The sequence below is a fragment of the Mesorhizobium sp. B1-1-1 genome, assembly GCF_006442955.1.
Classification (GTDB): Bacteria; Pseudomonadota; Alphaproteobacteria; order Rhizobiales; family Rhizobiaceae; genus Mesorhizobium.
The window spans coordinates 259,601-280,855 of sequence record NZ_VFWW01000007.1 but is presented as its reverse complement, the minus strand read 5'-3'; the positions used below and the strand labels follow the sequence as shown (position 1 = coordinate 280,855).

Genomic DNA, 21,255 nt, shown 5'->3' with positions numbered 1-21,255 from the left:
CTCTAGCCAACCCGGACAATGGCGTAGGGCGACATCGTAAGATGGCCCTGACCCAGTGCCGAAACATCAACCGGGACGTCGTTCGCCGTCAGGTTCGCCAGCCAGACGGCAATGTCGCCCGAGGCGGCGCGACCGGCCAGCGCCGCAACACGCGTCTCGTCGCTTGTTTTCGCGGCAACATGCGCGAGCCCAGCCAGTTCGCAAAGCCCTTGGACGGCCCGGAAAATCGGCCGCGGCGATCCCTCGGCGACAGGTTCGCCGGATGCGGCCAGCACGCCGAACGGTCCGGTGATGCTGGACAGTGTCAGCATCTCCAGCCCGGCCGGCGCGACGCGCGCGGCATAGCCAATGGTCCAGGCGGCGGCAAACTGCGCGGCATGGCGGGGATCACGGTTCGCCATGGCAATGCGTTGGCCGGCAAAATTGTCCTTGGTCGCGCCGCCATAGGGGTTCTGTCGCATGGCAATGGTCGACGGGCCGATCCGGTAAGGCTTGTCGCCGAAGATCGCCCGGGTCGACCGGGTGATGAAGGGCAGCGCCTCCAGCGATTGCATGACGCTGAGATCGTCGGCGGCGTGAACGATCGGACAGGTGCAGTGCGTGACGAAATCGAGTTGGTCGGCGGGCACGCGCTTACGGTTGAGCTCGGTGAAATAGCTGAACATGCCGCCGCCGAGGCGGATCCCGGGAAAGGCGCGCCGCGCCGCGGCATAGATTTCTTCCAGCGGCGGGCATGCCGGCCAGGCGCTGCCCGGCGGCGTCGACTGGCGGTCGACCGAAGGCGAGACGGCAACCGCATCGAGCCGCAGGCCGACCCGGCGCACCATATCGGCGACATCGGAGAATTCGGCATCGAGGTCGCCCGTGCAGGCCACCACGCATTCGAGCGTGGTCGAGGCGGGATGCGCCGCGGCGAGCCGGGCATGGGCGCGCAGCGCGTCCAGGCCGTGGCCGCGCGTCGGATCGAAATGGAAAAGGAGTTGCCGCGGGCCGAGCCTTGCCAGCATCAGCAATTCGGCCAGCGTTGCCTCGACGTCCTCGGGATAGACGATCACGCCGATATCGGGCAGCCTTGGCCCGGTCTCGCCGAGTTCGATGCGGACCGGTTCGGCACTCGCGGTCGCGGCGGGCATCCCGGCGCCGCCGGTGAGGCGCAGGCTCACCGTCTGGCGCAGCGGTTCGCGGGCCGGCAGCACATAGGGCCACGGCAAGGCCAGCGGCCGCACATAGGTCTTGTAGGAGGCGTCCGACCAGTTGCGCTGGTCCTCCATCTCGAAAATATCGCCTTCCATCCGGCATTCGGCACTGACGCCGGGACGCACTGCATGGGTGATGGCACGCAGGTCCTTGAAGGGCTGCCATGGGTCGATCAGATCAGGCAGTTCCGTGTCCACCACCCTGCCATCGGTGTGCTCCACCGTCACCGGGCTGCCGGCGAGGCCGGCGATCGGATGCAGGATGCAGAAGCCGCAGCGGTTGGTCTCGAAATCGCTCTCCGGCAGTGCGGCCACATCGAAGACCAGCCTGCCGTCGGCGGAGCCTTCGATCGTCGCGTGGAAGCGCAGGCTGCTGCCGCCCGGGCCGGTGCAATTCGCCTCATAGGTTACCGAGAAACGGTCGACCTTCTGGTCGATGGTCAGGTCCGTGAGCTCCGGCTCATAAGTGCCCCAGTCGCGGTCGCGTACGATATAGGCGATGGCGCGCAGCACTTCGGTGCCGGCATGCCGGATTGTGCGCAGATTGCCATTGACCAGCTCGGCACTCAGCGCGCCCGCCTGCAGCAGGATCGGTGCCGCTTCGGCCGCCCGTGTGCCGTAAAGATCGAACACGTCGGCCGTCATTGCAGCAAGGCTTCGATCTGCACCGGTTCGCGGCTCGCAGCACCCGCATAGGCGGCCTCGACCAGGGCGAATGTCTTCAGATTGTCGGCGCCCGAGGTCGCCGGCTCCTTGCGGCCGACAAGGCAGTCGACCCAGTGCCGCTGGATGGCCAGCACGCTTTCCTGGATGTTGTGCCATGGCCGCGAGGCCCAGGGCAGGAGCGGCGGCGAGACATCGCTCACTCTGGTTCCGCTCTTGCCGGTGACGGTCAGCCGGTAGCCCTGCGCCAGCCGGATCGTGCCGTCGACGCCGTCGAGCTCGATAAGTGTTTCCGGGAACGGCTCGGTGGCAAGCTTGGTCGCATAGCTGCAATCGACAACCGACGTGGCGCCGCCGGCATGATCCATGAGCATCGTCGCCACATCCTCGCCGGCGATCGCGGGGTTGATGCGTGTGGTCCGCGCGGTCAGGCTCGTGACGTCGCCGAGCAGGAAGCGGGCGATGTCGAGGATGTGGATGCCGAGGTCCTCGATGATGAAGCGTTTTCCGGTCGCCAGATAGGGCTGGCCGGAAAACACGTCATAGCCGGAGCGGAAGGAGATGCGGCCGAAGAACGGCGTGCCGATCTCGCCCTTGTCGAGCAGGGCGCGCACCGCCTGGATCGGCGACTGCCAGCGGAAGTTCTCATGCACCATAAGCGGCACGCCGGCCGTGGCACAGGCCGCGACCATCGCCTTGGCATCGCCAAGCGTCGGCGCGAACGGCTTCTGGCAGATGACGGGAACACCATGCGCGGCCGCCATCTCGACCAGCGGTCGATGGCTGCCGACAGTGGTGGCGATGTCGACGAAGTCGAGCGTCTCGGCGGTGAAAAGTTCCGCCGCATCGGTGTAGCGCCGCGCCACGCCGAACCGGTCGCCGACGATCCGCAACCGCTCCGGATCGCGGTCGCAGATGGCGACGATCGAGGCGCCCTCTATGTCGCGCCAGGCATGCATCTGGTTGACGGCGAAGAAGCCGCAACCGATCAGCGCTCCACGCAACTCCGCCATGCTCAGCCCGCCTTTGCCATCTGCATCAGGGTAACGCGCTGCTGCAGCCGGCGCTGCGCCTGGTCGACGACGACGGCGACGATGATGACGAGGCCCTTGATCACCATCTGCCAGAACGAGCTCACGCCCATCATCACCAGCCCGTCCGAAAGGATGCCGATGACGAAGGCGCCGACGATGGTGCCGCCGATCGTGCCGCGGCCGCCCGACATCGAAGTGCCGCCAAGCACCGCCGCGGCGATGGCGTTGAGCTCAAAGCTCTCGCCCGTCGCCGGATGCGAGGCCATCAGCTCCGACGAGATGATCAGCCCGACGATTGCCGCGCAGAAGCCGGAGAACATGTAGACGAACATCTTGACCATGTTGACGCGCACGCCCGAGATGCGCGCGGCGCGCTCATTGCCGCCGACGGCGAAGATGTGGCGGCCAAGCGGCGTGTAGCGGGCGAGATAGGCCGCCCCCACCGCCACCACGATCAGGATCCAGATCGAGACCGGCAGGCCGAGCAGCCGGCCGGCACCCAGGAAGCCGAAGCCGGTGGTGCCGAGTTCCGGCTTGCCGACGAGATTGGGGAAAGTGCGGCCGTCGGAGGAAAGCAGCGCGAAGCCGCGCGCCACATAGAGCACGCCGAGCGTGGCGATGAAGGGCGCGACGTTGAGCCTGGTGATCAGCAGCCCGTTGACGGCGCCGATCAGCATGCCGACCGCGAGCGTGATCAAGGCGATCTCGACGACATTGAAATAGATGGTGTAGCCGATCTGCAGGTCGATGCCGTTGAGCACGAGGTAGCCGGCCACCATGCCGCACAGGCCGACGATCGAGCCAACCGAAAGGTCGATGCCGCCGGTGATGATGACGAAGGTCATGCCCATGGCGAGAAAGGCATTGAGCGCCACGTGCTTGGCCATCAGGATCAGATTGGCGGCCGACAGGAAGTTCGGCGCCGCGATCGAGAAGAACACCAGCACGGCGATCAGCGCAATGAAGGTTCTGAGCTTCATCAGCGTCAGCAGCGCCGAGCCGCTGGAGGCGGAGGAAGCGGCAGCCTTGGCCGGAATGTCAGTCATCAGCGTTGCTCCCCATGTGCGGCCGGTCCGTGGCCCAGCGCCGACGCGGCGACGATCGCCGCCTCCGTCGCTTCGGCGCGGTCGAACATGCCGGTCAATCTGCCATTGCTCATCACCGCGATGCGGTCGGACAGCGCCATCACCTCGTCGAGGTCCGAGGTGGCGAACAGGATGCCCAGCCCGTCGCGCGAAAGCTTGCGCATGGTGCGGAAGACATCGGCCTTGGCGCCGACATCAATGCCGCGGCTGGGCTCGTCCATCAGAAGCACTTTCGGTCCGGTGAGCAGCGCCTTGCCGATCACCACCTTCTGTTGGTTGCCGCCCGACAGCGACGAGACCTCCTGCGCCGGGTCGGCGACCTTGATTGCGAGTTCCCGCACCATCTGCATCACGGCCTGCCGCTCGGCACCGCCGCGGATGTGAAACAGGCGCACGAAGCGCGACAGGCTCGCCATCGTCAGGTTGCTGGCGACCGACAGGATCGACACCAGGCCCTCGCGCTGGCGGTCCTCTGGGATCAAGGCCAGCCCTCGCTGGATGCGGCGCGTCGTGTCGCGCTCCTTCACCTGCTTTCCGGCGATGAAGATCCTGCCGCTGGCATGGCCGTGACGGCCCATGATGCAGTCGAACAGCTCGCTGCGCCCCGCACCCATCAGCCCGTATATGCCGAGAATCTCGCCGGCGCGCAGCGACAGCGAGACGTGGTCGACCGCCAGCCCGCCGGTGACGCGTGGCAGGCAGATCTCCTCGGCGCGGAAGATTTCCGCGCCCGGCACATGGCCGTCGGCCTTGGCGAAGTCCTTGGCGTCCGAGCCGATCATCTGCCGCACGATCCACTGCGTATCGACGTTTTTCATCTCCTCCTGGCCGGTGATGCGGCCGTCGCGCAGCACGGTGATGTAGTCGCCGATGCGGATCAGTTCCTCCAGCCGGTGCGAGATGTAGACGATGGCGACGCCGCGCGCCTTGAGGTCGGCGATCACCTTGAACAGGATCTCGACTTCGGCGGCGCTCAGCGCCGAGGTCGGCTCGTCCATGATGAGGATCTTGGCGTCGAGCGAAACCGCCTTGGCGATCTCGACCAGTTGCTGCTGGCCGATGCGCAGATCCTCGACCAGCATGTCGGGCCGGATGCCGGCTTCCAGCCGCTCCAGGAATTCACCGGCCCGGCGCTCCTGTTCCTTGCGGTCGATCTTGCGGAAGCGGTTGGTGATCTCGCGCGTGGCGAAGATATTCTCGGCGACCGAAAGGTTGCCGAACAGGTTCAGCTCCTGGAACACCATGCCGATGCCGCGGTCGACCGCGTCTCCCGACGACGAGAAAGAGACCTCTTCGCCTTCGAGCAGGATGCGCCCTACGGTCGGCTGCTCGACGCCGGCGATGATCTTCATCAGCGTCGACTTGCCGGCGCCGTTTTCGCCGACCAGCACGTTGACCGCGCCCTTGCGCACTTCGAAATTCGCCTGCTTGACCGCGACCGTGCCGGCATAGACTTTCGAGACATCCTCCAGCTTGAGGATGACGTCATGGCCATTCGCCTGGCTCATGGCTTCGGCCCGATCTCGGCCTCCGCCGGCGTCACCAGCGGCAGGTCCTGGCCGCCTTCGATCGTATAGGCGCCGAGCACCTTGGCGGTGCGGCCTTCCAGCGCCTCGCGCGGCAGCTTGGCGAGCACTGTCTTGGCGGCATGGGCATTGAAAGCCTTGCCGAACTGGGCGAAGTCGATCTGGTTGGTGAAGTCGTTGAACTGGACGAAGTCGAGGCTGTCGCGCAGCGCCGTGCCGCGCATCGCCGGCCCAATCTGGACGCGCGCGTCCGCCTTGCCGTCACCGTCGGCGTCGACGTCGATGGTGGCCGCGCGCGACTGCGTATTGGCGGCGACGATCTTGCCTTCGACGCGGACCGCGAAAGTCCATGGCGAATTCGCCTGCTTCTTCGGATTGCCGTATTTGGCGCCGGCCGCGGCCGGATCGGTCTTCGCCAGCGCATGGACCTCGGCGAACGGTCCCGCCTTCTGCTGCAGGTAGGGGATGACTTTCGCCGCCCATATGTCCTCGACCATCTTGTCGGGGTTGAAGGCGGAAGCATTGCCGTCGCCTTGCGCCGACGGCGTCGGCAGGATCTTGCAGGCGCTGAGCGCGATGCCGGCGGTCAGGGCAAGGATCGGCCAACTCGGCTTTTTCTGCATGGCGGTCGAGGCATCCTGGTGAAAAGGAGCGAGGGACGAACCTCGGTTCGCCCCTCGCTGTTCGCGTTGCGCCGGCTCAGTTTTTCAGCGCGAAGGTTTCCAGCTTAGCGGCATTGTCGCCATTGATGAGCACGCAGTCCATCAGCTGCTTTTCCTTCTCGGGCGACTTCTTGTTCTTGATGAAGTCGTTGGCCTGCTCGACCGCCATCTGCGCCTGGGCATAGGCAGGCTGCAGCACCGTCGCCTTGATGCCGCCCGAGGTGATGGAATCGCGCACGTCGTTCGATCCGTCGAAGCCGACGACGATGACGTCCTTGCGGCCGGCCGCGGCAAGCGCCGCATAGGCGCCCATCGCCATCGTGTCGTTGCCGGAGATGACGCCCTTGATGTCAGGATTGGCCTGCAGGATCGATTCCATCTTGGAATAGGCCTCGGTCTGGCTCCAATTGGCCGACTGCTGCGCGACCATCTTCAGGTCCGGATAGTCGTCGATGACGTCGTGATAGCCCTTGGAGCGGATGCCGGCATTGGTGTCGGATTCCTTGCCGACCAGCTCCACGAAATTACCCTTCTCGCCCATCAGCTTGACGAATTCCTGCGCGCCGAGCTGGGCGCCCTGGTAGTTGTTGGAGACGATCTGAGCCACCGCGACGCCGGTGGCGTTGATCTCGCGGTCGATGAGGAAGGAGGGGACGCCGGCGTCCTTGGCCTTCTGTACGGCGGCGACGGTGGCGTCGGCGCCGGCATTGTCGAGGATGATCGCCTTTGCGCCGCGGCCGATCGCAGTGTCGATCAGCTCGGACTGCTTGTTGGCGTCGTCGTCATGGACCAGCACCAGCGCCTCGTAGCCCAATTCCTTGGCCTTGGCTTCGGCGCCGACGGCTTCCGCCTTGAAGAACGGATTGTCGTGCGATGGGGTGATGATGGCGATGAGATCCGCCGCGTAGGCGGGCATCGCCGTGCCGAGTGCCAGCACGCCTGCGAAGGCAGCAAGCGTCATTCTGCGTGTCAGTTTCATGAAGTCCTCCCGTTGAAACCCATGCCTCGATCGTTTCGAGGCCTCTATCTACGATTGAATTCGTCAGGCAGGGCCGGCAGCGCGCCGCCCGGATTTCAGAGCCGATCGCCGGCTGTCATCCGAACTGCTCCTCGCTCCGCTCCCGCCGTCCTCACTCGCATCAACTTCAAACTTCCAACGAAGCATGACCGATCCGAGTCCGGGAACAGCTAAAGCTAACTGGTATAATGAGTCAACCACTAATTCAGGTGATCTGTATCTAAGCGGCGGCCCGCTCAGGTAATCCGCTGGATGCTGGCTGCGATCTCTTCCGGTTCGAAGACCCGCTTCCAGTCGTCGCGCATCAGCACCGGCTTGCCGAATTCGATGGCCTTGTTGCAGGCGTCGGAGAACACACCTTTGGTTTCGCCGAAGATTACGGCGCCGAGCACATTCATGTGGCCGAGCAGGAAATCGAGGGCCGCCTGCTGGTCGACGCCGCGCGCCACGACCTCGTCGACCGCTTCCTTCATGACCACCAGCAGCGAGGCGCACACGGTCTCCGAAAGGCCGGGCTCGAGCAGCGCCATCTGTTCGACGGAGACGCGGTGCGAGCGCATCACCGGCGCCCAGATGATCTTGGCAATGGCCTCGCCCTTGGCGTAGTCCGCTTCCGGTCCCTGCATCAGTGCGCTGACCATGTGCTGCTTGGCCTTGACGCCGCCGAAATAATCTTTCTTGGCCGCCATGTCGGTTTCGTCGTTGAAGATCGGCGGATGGCAGGGGTGGGTGACGAAGTAGGTCAGGTCGGGACGATCAGGCAAATGGCCGGCAAACGGCGCCGCGGCATCGAGAACGATCACCATCGTGCCCGGCGCAAGCTTGCTTTCGATGCTTGCCGCGACCTTGCCGATATGGGTGTCCGGAACTGCCAGGATCACCACCTCGGCGCCGTCCAGCGCCTCGTCGGCACCGACCGTATCGAAGCCAAGCCCGGTCTTCAGCCGCTCGCGCCCGGCCTCGCTGACCTCGACATGGCGGATCGTATAGGGCGAGCCGCGGAAATTGGTCGAAAGGCGGTAGCCCATTTTGCCGCCGGCACCGAACAGCGCGATCGTCGTCATCTAGCTTTGCTCCTAAATATTGAACGATGGTCTCGCCAATCGTCACCTTATATACTGGTATGATCACTCTACCATCTTGGCAAGAGAAATCATTGTCACTGCGGCCTGATTGCCGCAGCGCCCGCCTTAGGTTTCGCCGTGCCGTCGCCGGCTGCGCTCTCGATGGCGGCAGGGTCGATGGCGGCGCGCCGCGACAGCACCTGCCGGCCGGCCAGCGCCAGCACGAAAATGACCACGATGCCCTGGACGATGTCCTGAGCGCCGGGCGGCAAACCGATGATCTGCATGGTGGTGACGATGAGGATCAAAAGGATGCTGGCGAACAATGTGCCGAGCGCCGTCGCGGAGCCGCCGAAGATCAGCGTCCCGCCCAGCACCACCGCGGCGATGGATTGCAGAAGATAGGGCTGGCCCATTTCAAGGAAGGCGCCGCCGATATAGGCGCCCAGCAGCAGCCCGTTGAGCGAGGCCAGCACCGAGGAGATGATGAACGCCGAGGCGATGACCCGGTTGTTGCGGATCGCTGCCAGCCGCGCCGCCGCGCGGTTCTGGCCGACTGCCGAGAGCAGTTGCCCGTAAACGGTATAGCGTAGCACGAACGACGTTGCGGCGACGCCCAGGATGGCGATGACTGCCATGATCGGTACGCCCGCGACGCGGCCCGTCGCCAGCGTCTTCAACAGCGGACTGACGGCGAAGCCCGATATCGCGCGGTTCGACAGCAGCGTTGCGGTCGCCAGCACATAGCCCGTCGCCAGCGTGGCGATGATGGCCGGTATGTTCAGCCCGACGACGAGCAGCGCGTTGAGAGCGCCGACCGCAAGGCCGAGCAGGATCGCGGCGCCGACGCCGACGGCGAGGTTGGCGTCCTGGCCCTTGATGGTCAGCAGCGCCACGAAAGCGCTGAGCGTGATCACCGAGGCCACGGAAAGGTCGATATTGCCGCGCCCGGTGGTGACGACGAACATCTGGCCGATGCCGACGACCGTTAGGAACGAGGCCGACAGAACGATGCCCGACAGGCTGGAGAGGCTGAAGCGGTTGGTGACGATGGACAGCACCAGCCAGAGCAGCAGCACCCCGATCGCCGACCAGATCCAGCGGTTTTTCTGCGCCCAAGGGCTGAAGGCGGCAAGCGCGTTCATTGTTCGCTCCTGCGGTCCGCGGTCAGGCTGCGCAAGGTCAGCAGGGCGATGAGGATCAATCCCTGCGTCGCTGCGTTGAAGTCGCTGCTCACGCTCAGCGTGCCGAGCAGGGCGCCGATCAACGCCAGCGTGACCGCGCCGGCGACGGCGCCGACCGGCGAGATGACGCCGCCCAACAGCGAACAGCCGCCCATCACCACGGCGGCGACGCTGAGCAGGGTGAATGAATTGCCGGAATTGATGTCGCTCGCCGTATTGATCGCCGTCAGCGACAGGCCGGCGGCGGCGGCGAACAGCCCGGCGACGAGGTAGCGCACCAGCGCGTAGCGCGTCGGCGACCAGCCGGAACGGATCATCGCGGTCGGATTGTTGCCGAAACCGCGCAGCACCACGCCGAGCGGCAGCCGGTCGATCACGAACACCACGATTGCCACCGCGGCGATGAGGATGATCGAGGTTGGCACGAAGCCGAGCGACCAGTTGAACATTGCCGACAGCCATTCGGGGCTGGCGCCGCCCGGCGTCGGCTGCAGCGCATAGCCTATCCCGACCCAGATGAAGGACGCGCCCAGCGTGACGACGATGGCCGGGATCTTGCGCGCCTGGATCAGGCCGCCGAGGCCGGCATAGGCGGCGATCGCCGCAGCCAGCGCCAGCGCGCCGAGCCACGGCTGGTCGTAGAGCAGCGTGGCGCTGAGCACGCTGACGAGCCCCGCGAACGCGCCGACGCCGAGGTCGATCTCGCTGCCGCCGACGATGAACATCTGCGCCGCGGTCACCAGCACCAGCGACAGCGCCGGCATCAGCAAGAGGTCGAGCCCGAAAATGGAGGCGACCGCCGGATTGGCCGAGATCATCACCGCCAGCACGGCGGCGAGGCCGATGAAGGGGGCAGCATTCACCAGCCTGCGGGCAAGCCCGGCGCCGGCAGCGCCGCTGCGTCCCGCACTGGCGGCTTTGTCCGTCTGCTGGGCAAAGGACGCTCCAACGACGGCTGATTCCGTGATCGCCTCGCCGGCCAGTTCCTTGACGATGCAGCCGCCTGAAAACACCAGCACGCGGTCGCAGGCCAGGAGTTCGGCATCTTCGGTCGTGTGCCAGATGAGCGTGCGCCCGCCTCGCGCAATGTCGTTGCAGAGGCGGTAGAAGTCCTGCTTGGTGGCGATGTCGACGCCGCGTGTCGGGTCGTCGAGCAGGACGATCGGCGTGTCGGCGACGAGCGCCCGGGCGACGAGCGCCTTCTGCTGGTTGCCGCCGCTGAGCTCCAATATGTTGGATCCGAAGCGGGTTTCGTCGAGCCGCAGCCGGCCGGCGGCATCCGCCGCTGCCGCGCGGTTGGCGCGGTCCGAGACCAGGCCCAGCGCCGGGCGGCGTGCCAGGGCGCCGATGCTGATGTTCCCAAGCACGCTCCACAAGGGGAACACGCCTTCCTTCTGGCGGTCGCCCGCGATGAAACCGGCTTCACCGTTCCTGGCGACGGCCGCATCCGTTCCGGAATCGGGCTTGAAGATTGCGTGCAGCAACTCCTTCTGGCCGCTGCCTTCGAGGCCTGCCAATCCGATGATTTCACCGCGGCCGATCTCGATGTCGCGGCCGAGTTCGGCCGTCAGGAACCCGGACAATCGCACCAGCGCTTCGCGGCTGCCGGTGGTGGCGGTACCATGCTGGTGGATCGAGTTGGCGTCGCCCCCCATGAGCTGCACCAGCCTGCCGATCGACGTCTCGGCCACATCGCCGCGCCAGGCGGTGCGTCCATTGCGCAGCACGACCACCTGGGTGGCGATGTCGATGATTTCCTGAAGCTTGTGGCTGATGAAGATGAAGGCGAGGCCGGATTTGGCCCGCTCGCGGATGAAGGCCCGCAACTGTCTCGAGCGATCGAGATCGAGCGAGGAGGTCGGTTCGTCAAGAACGATCAGCTTGACACCGGGGGTCGCGGCGGCGCGCGCAATCTCGACCATTTGCCGTTCGGCGATGGAGAGGTGGCCGACTTCGGCATTCACATCGATGCCGTTTGCGGGGAAGACGGCGTCCAGCGCCGAGCGGGCGCGCGCCCTGTAGAGTGCCCGCCAGCCCGGCCGGTTGGCGGCATCCGCCGGAATTTCCAGGAAGAAGTTTTCGGCCACCGAGAGGTTGGCGCACAGCGACAATTCCTGGTGCACCATGCGGATGCCGCGGCGCTGTGCTTCCGCCGTGTCGTAGCCGGCGAAGCCGATATTCTGGCCGGCAAACGAAATCGAGCCCAGGGTCGGCCACATCGCCCCGCACAGGATGCGCATCAGCGTCGATTTGCCGGCGCCGTTGCCGCCGACCAGCCCGATGATCTCGCCGGTGGAGACGGCGAGGTCGATCTCTGCATTCGCCAGCGTCGGTCCGAAGCTCTTGGTGATCCCGGAAAGCGAAACAACGCTCTGCCGGGTCGGATCGGCGAGCACCGCGGCGGCTGCGCCTTCCGGGGCTACGGCGAGATGGGACATTCGTCCTCCGTTTCTTCACGGGCAGGGACCGGGCGCGGCCGTTCCGCGGCGCCCGGTCCCTGGCATTGCCAACCTTACTTGCTCAGCAGGTTCTGCTTGACCCAGTCGAGCGAATAGCTGGGGCTGATGATCTGGCCGCCAGGCAGCTTTGCATATTCCTTGAGGTTGCCGGCATCGACGGTGGCCACCGGCATGATCATCATCTTGGGTGCCTTGGCGCCCTTGAGCAGCGACAGGCCGAGCCAGAACGCGGCGCCGCCAATACCGGGCGTGGTGTTCATCGAGACCGTCTGGTAGCCGTTCTTGGCGTTCTCCTCGGCCCACCATTTGACGAAGTCGGTGCCGCCGCCGCCTTCGATGATCGGCATCTTGCCGGCATAGTCGCCGCCATACTGGACGAACGCCTGGGCGATGCCGACATCGTCGCTGCCGCCTTGTGCGAGCACGGCGTCGACATGCGGCAGGGAGGGCAGCACGTTGGCGATGGCCGCCTGTGCGACCGACGCGGTCGCCTGGCCATAGACCGTGGCGACAACCTTGATATCGGGATATTTGGCCAGCACCGACTGTTGCGCGTTGAACATGTCGTTGTCGGGCGCCGAACCCTTGACGCCGCGCACCTGGATGACGTTGCCCTTGCCGCCGATCATCTTGAAGACGGCCTCGGCCTGGGCTGCCTTGTAGCCCTTGAAGTCGAAGTTGAGCTGGTAGTTGCAGGGCGCCGAGGCGACCGAATCGAACGAAACGACGATGATGCCGGCCTTGCAGGCTTTTTCGATGATCCCGTTGACCGCGGTTTCCGACGCGGCATCGACGGCGAGCACGTCGACCTTCTTGAGGATCAGCTCGGCGATCTGGCTGTTCTGCTGCGCCACCGAGCCGTCGCCGTTCATGACGATGTAGTCGGCAATCTGGCCGGCCGCCTTGGCTTCCTTGGCCGAGGCTTCGAAAGCCTCCACCATCTGGTGCCGCCAGGTGTTGCCGTAATAGGCGTTGGCGAGCGCGATCACCGGCGCATCCGGTGACGCCATTGCCGGCACAGCCGAGACGCTGACCAGCGCGGCGCCGGCAAGCGCCGCCACGGTTGAAAACTTCATGATATTTTCCTCCCAAAAAACACCGGCCGATACGTCGGCCTTCTGCCATTCCGTTACGACGTCCTCCGAAAGACGCCATACCAGCTACATGTTATACCAGCATACCAAATAGGCAAGCGGGCACCGAAACCTCGATTGCCGAAACCTCCTTCGATTTAAGGACGAGACGAAGCTCGGCCGTCAGCTTCGTTCTTCCTTGGCCAAACGGAGCCGGCCTGCTCCAGCAACTGGTGACCAGTCCAAAGTCGGCCGTAGACGGACGTTAGGTCATCATATATGTAATGTCAATCGATGGCGCGACCCTTGTCTGCCGACGCGACTCGGGATCGATTGTTCCGCGAACACCCAGGGAGGAACGGATGGAGCCGGTCCAGAAAAAGAAATTGTATGTGGAGGTGCTTGACCGGTTGATGGCGGCAATCTCCACGTCCGAATTCCCGCCCGGCTCTCAATTGCCGTCGGAAAAGGAACTAATGACGATGATCGGCGTCGGCCGGCCCTCGATAAGGGAAGCGATGCTGTCGCTGCAGCAGATGGGACTTATCAGGATCTCGCACGGAGAACGTGCCCGCGTCATCAATCCGACGCCTGATGTCATCGTCGATCAGGTCTCAGCGGCGATGGTCATGATGCTGGCGACGAACTCTCGCGGGCTCGAAGAACTCAAGGAAGTCAGGCTCTTGCTGGAAACCGGCCTGGTCCGGATAGCCACGCGGCGCGCCACGGCCAAGAGTCTGGAACGCCTCGCGGAGACCTTGCGTCATTTGCGCGAGGCAAAGGGCGACCAAGTCCGGTTTGTAGCTGCCGACATGGAGTTCCACGCCGTCATTGCGGAGATGAGCGGCAATTCGATGATAGCGGCGGTGGCGAAGGGAATGCTCGAATGGCTGTCCCGTTTCAAGCGGGATCTGGTGGCGATGAAAGGCGCCGAGCGGCTGACGGTCGAGGAGCATGAGCGGATCTACAAGGCAATCGCCGGCGGCGATCCGGAAGGCGCGAGCGCGGCAATGGCCGACCACATTGGCCGCGCCAACGAGCTCTATTCGAAACTGGCCGGCGGCGGAGCCGGCTGAGCGGCCGCCGAAATTTTTTTGCCCGAGAAAACTCATATGATGACATGATTTCTTTTTGGTGCTAACGGTCACTCCGTGAACGTCATTCCAGTCGGGAAGCCTGCATTGTCCGGTCGCCTCCGCGCCACCTATCTGATCGAAACCCGCTACCCGCTGGAGGTTGCCGCGGCTGCGATGGCGGGCGAACAATCAAGCGGGACTTTCCGCGCCATACCCGGAGAAACGCCGGAGCTGCTGCGCAGGTTCGGAGCCCGCGTCGAATTCATCAGCGATGTTGCCGAGGTCGACAGCGAGGCGTTGCCGTTCTCGCGCTCGCCAAAAAATGCGACCGTGAGGCCGCACCGGGCCAAGGTGGGCCTTTCCTGGAACATCGAGAATACGGGGACAGTGCTGGCTTCGGTCTGGTCGACGGTTCTCGGCAATCTATTCGAGCTGCATCATTTCTCGGCCATGCGTCTCCTCGACGTTACCTTTCCCGATGCCTTCGCGGATGCCTACCCAGGGCCGGCCTTCGCCGTCGAGGGAACGCGTCGCCTGACCGGCGTCGACGGGCGTCCGCTGATCGGCACCATCGTCAAGCCGAGCGTTGGTCTTACCCCGCAGGAGACGGCGGCCCTGGCCGACACGCTGATTGCCGCGGGGCTTGATTTCATCAAGGACGACGAATTGATGGGGGACCCTCCGCATTCGCCGTTCGAACACCGGTTCGAAGCGGTCATGGCGGTGATAGACAGGCACGCCGACAGGACCGGGCGCAAGGTCATGTATGCGGCCAACATTTCCGGGGACATCGACGCCATGCGTCGCCAGCTGGATCTGATCGAGCGCCGTGGCGGGACCTGCGCCATGCTGGTCCTGAATTCTGTCGGCCTGTCCGCCGTCATCGAGATGCGCCGCCACTCCGCCGTTGCGCTGCACGGCCATCGGGCCGGATGGGGCCTCTTCAGCCGCTCTCCCGATCTCGGCATGAGCTATCTCGCCTATCAGAAATTCTGGCGCCTGGCGGGCATCGACCACATGCACGTCAACGGGTTGTCCAACAAGTTCTGCGAGCCGGACGAATCGGTGATGGCGTCGGCCCATGGCTGTCTCACCCCGATGTTCGAGCGGGCTGGCCGTCCCGATACGGTCATGCCGGTGTTTTCGTCTGGACAGACCGCTGTGCAGGCAGCCGAGACCTATACGAGGCTCGGCTCGGACGATTTCATCTATTGCTGCGGCGGCGGGATCATGGCGCATCCAGGCGGGCCGGCCGCCGGCGTTCGAAGCCTGCATGATGCTTTCGAAGCCGCGGCGGCAGGGATTCCCGCACGCGACTATGCCGCCACGCATCCGGAGCTCGAAGCCGCGCTGCAAGCGTTCGGCTGAATCTGCGCCATCGGCGCGCCATCAAGGCAAATGGGAGAGAAAGCAAATGACGACATCCGTGGCGGTGCTTGGGGCCGGAGGGAAGATGGGCTTCCGCGTGACACGCAAGTTGATCGAAGCGGGCTACGATGTCCGCGCCGTGGAGATCGGCGAGGCCGGCCGCAAGCGGCTGGGAGAGGCCGATATCGGCGCCGTCGCCATGGACGAGGGCATTCCCGGCGCCAAGGTGGTGGTAATGGCCCTGCCGGACAATGTCATCGGCCAGGTGGCGCGGCAGATCTCGCCGATGCTTGCCGCGGGCACCATGATCCTCATTCTGGATGCGGCAGCGCCCTATGCCGGCGACTTGCCCGGCGATCGGCCGGATCTCACCTATTTTGTCGGCCATCCCTGCCACCCCCCGCTGTTCGGCGACGAGACGGAATGGGCCGCGCGTCGCGATTACCATGGCGGCATCGCCAGGCAATCGATCGTCTGTGCCCTGATGCAAGGTCCGGAAGAGCACTATGCGCTTGGCGAGGAAGTGTGCAGGGCCATGTGGTCGCCGATCATCGACAGCCATCGCGTCACGGTCGAACAACTGGCGATCCTGGAGCCGGGCCTGTCCGAAATGGTGGCCATGCCCTTCGTCGACACCATGGTCGAGGCTGTCGAGGAGTGCGAACGCAAATATGGCATTCCCAGGAAGGCGGCGCTGGACTTCCTGATAGGTCATCTGAACGTCGAGATCGCCATGTGGTTCGGCTTCTCTCCGAAAGTGCCGTCCGATGCGGCGCTGCGCCTGATGCGATTCGCCAAGGGCGTCGTGGTCCGGGACGACTGGCGCGAAGCGCTCACACCGGCCAAGGTGAAGGAAGCTTCGGAATTGATCGTCTACGGCAAGGGAGCCTGAGCCCTGCCTTCGCCGGCCCGGATCATATCGGTATCGACCGCGCTCTTCGATGGCTATTCCATGGAATTGGCCATCGAGGAGATTGCGGCGGCCGGCGCCCTCCATGTCGAGCCGGCCTTCATTCGCGGCTATGTCGATTTCGATGAAGGCATGTTTGCGGCTGCGCACGCCGCGAAGCTGCGCCAGGCAGCGGAACATGCCGGGCTCGGGATCAATGCCGTGTCGGCTCATCTCGACCTGTCGGGGGCCGATGCCCCCGACGCCTTGTCCCGGCGCATCGGCTTTGCCGCCGGTCTTGGTGCGTCCTTCCTGATTACCAATGCCGGCCCGGCGAGAAACAGCGCGGCGATCCGCAAAACGATTGACGCCCTCCTGCCGAGGCTGGAGGAAGTCGGCATCGTGCTGGCGCTCGAGAATCCCGGACATGGCCAAGGCGATCTGCTCGGCAGTGCCCGGATGGGGGCAAGCTTCATTCGGGACATCGCATCGCGACACGTGCGCCTGAACCACGACGCCGGAAATGTCTTTACCTACAGCAACGAGACGGTGCAGCCGGCGCCAGATATCGCTGATGCCATCGAGGCGATTGGGCATGCCCATCTGAAGGATGTCGCGAGCACCGGCGAGGGATGGGCGTTTTGCGCCATCGGCGACGGCTCGATCGGCTACGGACCGTACTGGGCAGCGCTTCCCGCGACGCTGCCGGTCAGCATCGAACTGCCATTGCGGCTGCAGCGCCCCCAGCGCCGTGATCCCCAACGGCGGAGCGCGCCGGTGGATATCGCCACCATTCGGAGCGCGCTGCGGCGTTCACTGGATTTCGTCAATTCGCTGGAGATCGCAAAGAGCAGCACCTTCTGAACAGCGAAAGGTGGTTCCTTGCCTTTGCGAGAGCCGGCTATCCACGCTCCGGGAACATCGCCTTCAGCCCTTCACGCGAGGCCTTGGCGACGCCGCGTTCGGTGATCAGGCCGGTGACCAGCCGCGCCGGCGTCACGTCGAAGGCGGGGTTTGCCGCGGGCGTCGCTTCCGGCGAGACGCGCACCTGGGCGATCTCGCCGCTCGCGGTCTTGCCCCACACCAGCGAAACCTCGTCGCCGGAGCGTTCCTCGATCGGGATTTCGGCAAGCCCGTCGCCCACCGTCCAGTCGATGGTCGGCGAAGGCAGCGCGACATAGAACGGCACGTCGTTGTCTGCGGCGGCGAGTGCCTTCAAATAGGTGCCGATCTTGTTGCAGACGTCGCCGTCGGCCGTCGTGCGGTCGGTGCCGACGATGACCATGTCGATTGCGCCGCGCTGCATCAGATGGCCGCCGGCATTGTCGACGATCAGCGTATGCGGCACGCCGTGGCCGGCCATCTCCCAGGCCGTCAACTGGGCGCCCTGGTTGCGCGGCCGCGTCTCGTCGACATAGACATGGACCGGAATGCCGGCCTCCGTTGCCAGGTAGATCGGCGCGGTGGCCGTGCCGTAGTCGACGGTAGCCAGCCAGCCGGCGTTGCAATGGGTCAGGATGTTGACGGTTTCGCCCGGCTTTTTGCGCGCCGCGATGTCCTTGATGATGGCGAGACCGTTCTCGCCGATGGCGCGATTGAGCCCGACATCCTCGTTGGCGATCTCGCTGGCGCGACGATAGGCGGCTGCGGCGCGTTGTTCCGTCGGCAGCGGCCGCAGGAACCGCCGCATCTCATCCAGCGCCCAGCGCAGATTGATCGCCGTCGGACGCGTCTCGTGGAGCGTCTCCCAGACGGCATCGAGCGCGGCATCCGCCGGATCGTCCGCCATCTGCATGGCAACGCCATAGGCAGCGGTGACACCGATCAGCGGCGCGCCGCGCACCCACATGTCGCGGATGGCGGTGGCGATGCCATTAACGGTGTCGACCTTCACGATACGGAAGTCATGCGGCAGCCAGCGCTGGTCAATGATCTCCACCGAGCGCCCATCGTCGCTCAGCCAGATGGTGCGATAGTGGCGCTCGCCGACGTTCAAATGCGGTTCTCCTGTTCGATCAGCGCGGCCAGGTTGTTGACCTCGTCGATGCTGTGAATATGACGCCTGTTGACGGCGATGTGGCGGCCGAACTTCAGCGCCCTCGCTTCACATGTGGCGCGCAGGTCTTCGTCGGCAATGGTTTCGAAATCGGCATTGTGGGCGAGGCCGAGGATGCGCCGGTGCACCTCGATGCCGGCAAAGCCGAGGAGGTCGTCCCATATCTGGTGCAGCACATGGTCGAGCGCCTGTTCTGCGCCCAGCCTGTCGCCCTGATCCTCGAACAGGCTCTTTTGATAAAGCATGCCGTTGCGCTCCGTGCGCCACAGATGCGAGAATTCGGTGCGGAACACCGACCACGTCTGCGCCGTGACATCGAGCAGATAAGCGCGCATGGCGTCGCGCTTGCCGCTCTGCTCATGACCCCGCTGCGAGAAGAAGGCCATCCAGAAATTGGCGAGCAACATGCCGACGTCGAACGCCATCGGCCCGTAGAAGGCGAATTCAGGGTCGATCATCCTGGTCTCTGTATCCGTGACCATGATCGAGCCGGAATGCAGGTCGCCATGCAGCAATGTCTCTGCATTGGCGGCGAAAAGATGCTTCAGGCGCTGCGCTTCCACCTTGAGGTCGCGGTCGGCGCGCAACTCGGCGACCAGGGCGTCGAGTTGCGGCGAAGTGTGCCGGTTCATCTTGGCGTCGAAATAGGGGTCGGAGAACACCAGGTTCTCGGTGATGTCGCACAGCTCGACATTGTCGGCGAACAGCGCCAGATCCGCCTTGCGTTCCTTGGTCACCATCGAGAAGTCGGAGCCGCGGAACAGGGTGCGGGCCATGAACAGCCCGATATCCCTGGCGATGTTCGGCAATTGCCGGCCCTCGATCAGCGCCCGCCGCAAAATGATGTGCGGCGACAGATACTCCATGATGATCAGCGCCTGGGTCTCGTCGAAATGGTAGATGGCCGGCACCGAGCCCGGCGCGCGCGCCTCCTGCCGCGTCAGCGCGTGATATTCGAAGAAGGAACGCTTCAGCGGCAGCGGCCAGCTGTCGCCGACCAGCCGGACATAGGGCAGGGCCTGCTTGACGACAGCCGCGCCCTTGTCGCCCTCGACGATGAAGACGAGATTCAGATTGCCATCGCCGACCTCGCGCACCTTCCAGCGGCTGGTGTCCTCGCCGATGCGCTGGGTGAGCGCCTCGTTGCTGCCGAGCCGCGTGGCGAGCGTCTCCACCGACAGTGCTTCGAACGGCGTCTTCCCGGTCATCCTCACCTCTCCTGCTCGTCCCCTATAGTAGCGGAGCCACGGCGGCGGGGCCAAGCTAGGTAGCGCTCTGGCAATTGTCAATCGTGTTGACAATTGCCGACGTAGCCCATAGCGTCACCGTCAGGGAGGAACGCATGGTCGGCAATGCCGTGTTCCGCGTAGAGGGACTGAGGAAATCCTTTGGCCGCAACGAGGTGCTTGGCGGCGTCTCGCTCGAACTCCATGCCGGTGAAGTGACCGTCCTGATGGGCGCCAACGGCGCCGGCAAATCCACCCTCGTCAAGATCGTCAGCGGCGTCTACGAGCGCGACGGCGGCACCATGACCCTGGCCGGCCAGGACTTTGCGCCGGGAAGACCGGCGGAAGCGATCCGCGCTGGCGTCGTCACCGTTCACCAGAACATCAATGACGGTGTCGTCGCCGACCTTGACGTGGCCACCAACCTGACATTGGACAGGCTGAGCGGCAGTGGCGCCCCGGTGCTCTTCAACCCGGTCCGTGTGCGTCGCGAGGCCAAGGCGGTTGCCGACCGCATGGACCTGGCGATCGACTTGAAGGCGCGCGTCAGCGATCTCTCGCTGGCCGATCGCCAGATGGTGGCGATTGCCCGCGCGCTGGCACATCAGCCGAAAGTGCTGATCCTCGACGAACCCACCTCATCGCTATCGAGCGCCGAAGCCGATCGGCTTTTTGCGCTGGTCGACAGGCTGCGCGCGCAAGGCGTGGCGATCCTCTATATCTCGCACCGCATGTCCGACATAAGGCGGCTTGCCGACCGCATCGTCTCGATGCGCGACGGCGCCGTGTCCGGCGTCTTCGACAAGAAGCCGCTCGACTACGAAGGTGCGGTCAATGCCATGCTCGGCCGCAAGATCCACCTCGACCAGATCGTCGCCAGGCACTCGGCCAAGGCGGTGCTGACCGTCGAAGGCCTGCGCATCGCCCAGGGCGCCAGGCCGATCTCGCTGACCCTTGGCGACGGCGAGGTCGTTGCCGTCACCGGGCTGGTCGGCGTCGGCAAGACAGCGCTTGCCGAGACGCTATTCGGCGTGCGCAGGCCGATCGCCGGCACCATGACGATGAACGGCAAACCCTACGCGCCGCGCTCGGCCGGCGATGCGATCGCCGCCGGCGTCTTCCTCATCGCCAAGGATCGCGCCACCAGCGGCATCGTCGGCGGCTTCAACATCGAGCGCAATGTCAGCCTGCCGTTCCTGAGGCGGATGTCGAACCTGGGCGTGCTCAAGCGCCGCCTCGAACGCGCCACGGCGCGCCGGCAGATCCAGGAACTGGGCATCGTCTGCCGCTCCGAGAAGGACGAGATGTCGGCATTGTCCGGCGGCAACCAGCAGAAGGTGATGGTCGCCCGCTGGATGGCGCAGGATGCAAGCCTGTTCATTCTCGATGAGCCGTTTCAGGGCGTCGACATCTCGGCGAGGCGCGACATCGCCGCCAAGCTGAGGGCAAGCGCCAATGGCCGCGCGACGCTTTTGTTCGTCACCGAACTCGACGAGGCGCTGGAGACGGCGGACCGTATCCTGGTGATGTCGGAGCAGACCGTCGTCGGCGAACACCGCAACGCGGACATCGATCTCGATCGCCTGCTGGCCGAGGTGGCCGGCGGGCTGCCGCACCGCGCGGCTTGACCGGCTGGAATTGAAGAGCTGACGATGACAATTGGAATGGAGAGCATG

The 21,255-nt window shown here is 64.9% G+C and carries 17 protein-coding genes; 5 read left to right on the top strand and 12 right to left on the bottom strand.

Features of this window, described 5'->3' with window-relative positions:
- Nucleotides 1-2 precede the first annotated feature (2 nt).
- From FJ986_RS16650 to FJ986_RS16605, 10 genes are all read right to left on the bottom strand, one after another.
- Nucleotides 3-1,841: a hypothetical protein gene (locus FJ986_RS16650; RefSeq protein WP_140675091.1), complete on the bottom strand. Its 1,839-nt coding sequence runs from the start codon at nucleotides 1,839-1,841 to the stop codon at nucleotides 3-5.
- A complete protein-coding gene (locus FJ986_RS16645; RefSeq protein WP_140675088.1) occupies nucleotides 1,838-2,872 on the bottom strand; it encodes a Gfo/Idh/MocA family oxidoreductase in 1,035 nt (344 codons plus the stop codon). Before FJ986_RS16645 ends, FJ986_RS16650 begins: the two co-directional genes overlap by 4 nt.
- Before the next feature lie 2 nt (nucleotides 2,873-2,874).
- Nucleotides 2,875-3,939 (bottom strand): ABC transporter permease, encoded by a 1,065-nt coding sequence (locus FJ986_RS16640; RefSeq protein WP_140675085.1) that lies wholly within the window; start codon nucleotides 3,937-3,939, stop codon nucleotides 2,875-2,877.
- Nucleotides 3,939-5,486, bottom strand: a complete 1,548-nt coding sequence (locus FJ986_RS16635) for a sugar ABC transporter ATP-binding protein (RefSeq protein WP_140559313.1) — start codon at nucleotides 5,484-5,486, stop codon at nucleotides 3,939-3,941. The genes FJ986_RS16640 and FJ986_RS16635 overlap by 1 nt, the downstream gene beginning before the upstream one ends.
- Complete coding sequence (locus FJ986_RS16630; protein ID WP_140514654.1) at nucleotides 5,483-6,127, bottom strand: DUF2291 family protein; 645 nt, start codon at nucleotides 6,125-6,127, stop codon at nucleotides 5,483-5,485. Before FJ986_RS16630 ends, FJ986_RS16635 begins: the two co-directional genes overlap by 4 nt.
- A 76-nt stretch (nucleotides 6,128-6,203) precedes the next feature.
- A complete protein-coding gene (locus FJ986_RS16625; RefSeq protein WP_140497809.1) occupies nucleotides 6,204-7,145 on the bottom strand; it encodes a D-ribose ABC transporter substrate-binding protein in 942 nt (313 codons plus the stop codon).
- A gap of 275 nt (nucleotides 7,146-7,420) precedes the next feature.
- Complete coding sequence (locus tag FJ986_RS16620; protein ID WP_140655651.1) at nucleotides 7,421-8,248, bottom strand: phosphogluconate dehydrogenase C-terminal domain-containing protein; 828 nt, start codon at nucleotides 8,246-8,248, stop codon at nucleotides 7,421-7,423.
- Between the two features lie 95 nt (nucleotides 8,249-8,343).
- Nucleotides 8,344-9,393, bottom strand: a complete 1,050-nt coding sequence (locus tag FJ986_RS16615) for an ABC transporter permease (RefSeq protein WP_140655654.1) — start codon at nucleotides 9,391-9,393, stop codon at nucleotides 8,344-8,346.
- A complete protein-coding gene (locus FJ986_RS16610; RefSeq protein WP_140514658.1) occupies nucleotides 9,390-11,870 on the bottom strand; it encodes an ATP-binding cassette domain-containing protein in 2,481 nt (826 codons plus the stop codon). Before FJ986_RS16610 ends, FJ986_RS16615 begins: the two co-directional genes overlap by 4 nt.
- 74 nt (nucleotides 11,871-11,944) lie before the next feature.
- Nucleotides 11,945-12,967, bottom strand: a complete 1,023-nt coding sequence (locus tag FJ986_RS16605; RefSeq protein WP_140520883.1) for an ABC transporter substrate-binding protein — start codon at nucleotides 12,965-12,967, stop codon at nucleotides 11,945-11,947.
- Between the two features lie 359 nt (nucleotides 12,968-13,326).
- On the opposite strand from FJ986_RS16605, the gene nanR reads away from it, so the two are divergent.
- The 4 genes from nanR to FJ986_RS16585 all read left to right on the top strand — a co-directional run bounded on the left by nanR (nucleotide 13,327) and on the right by FJ986_RS16585 (nucleotide 17,161).
- Entirely contained in the window at nucleotides 13,327-14,040 is a 714-nt protein-coding gene (nanR, locus tag FJ986_RS16600; protein WP_140675082.1) for a transcriptional regulator NanR, read from the top strand.
- Between the two features lie 105 nt (nucleotides 14,041-14,145).
- Nucleotides 14,146-15,408, top strand: coding sequence for a ribulose-bisphosphate carboxylase large subunit family protein (locus FJ986_RS16595; protein WP_181172717.1), 1,263 nt, complete (start codon nucleotides 14,146-14,148; stop codon nucleotides 15,406-15,408).
- A 46-nt stretch (nucleotides 15,409-15,454) separates the two neighbouring features.
- Complete coding sequence (locus tag FJ986_RS16590) at nucleotides 15,455-16,300, top strand: phosphogluconate dehydrogenase C-terminal domain-containing protein (protein WP_140559318.1); 846 nt, start codon at nucleotides 15,455-15,457, stop codon at nucleotides 16,298-16,300.
- 60 nt (nucleotides 16,301-16,360) lie between these two features.
- Entirely contained in the window at nucleotides 16,361-17,161 is an 801-nt protein-coding gene (locus FJ986_RS16585) for a sugar phosphate isomerase/epimerase (RefSeq protein ID WP_181172718.1), read from the top strand.
- A gap of 37 nt (nucleotides 17,162-17,198) precedes the next feature.
- Here the strand turns inward: FJ986_RS16585 and mtnA are convergent, their stop codons facing one another.
- Nucleotides 17,199-18,293 carry an S-methyl-5-thioribose-1-phosphate isomerase gene (gene mtnA, locus FJ986_RS16580; RefSeq protein ID WP_140559320.1) on the bottom strand — a complete coding sequence of 365 codons (1,095 nt, stop codon included), beginning with the start codon at nucleotides 18,291-18,293 and terminating at the stop codon, nucleotides 17,199-17,201.
- Nucleotides 18,290-19,561, bottom strand: a complete 1,272-nt coding sequence (gene mtnK / locus FJ986_RS16575) for an S-methyl-5-thioribose kinase (protein WP_140559321.1) — start codon at nucleotides 19,559-19,561, stop codon at nucleotides 18,290-18,292. Before mtnK ends, mtnA begins: the two co-directional genes overlap by 4 nt.
- 134 nt (nucleotides 19,562-19,695) lie before the next feature.
- Here mtnK and FJ986_RS16570 point away from each other — a divergent pair, with 134 nt between their 5' ends.
- Nucleotides 19,696-21,207 (top strand): sugar ABC transporter ATP-binding protein, encoded by a 1,512-nt coding sequence (locus tag FJ986_RS16570; RefSeq protein WP_140559476.1) that lies wholly within the window; start codon nucleotides 19,696-19,698, stop codon nucleotides 21,205-21,207.
- Nucleotides 21,208-21,255: the final 48 nt, after the last annotated feature.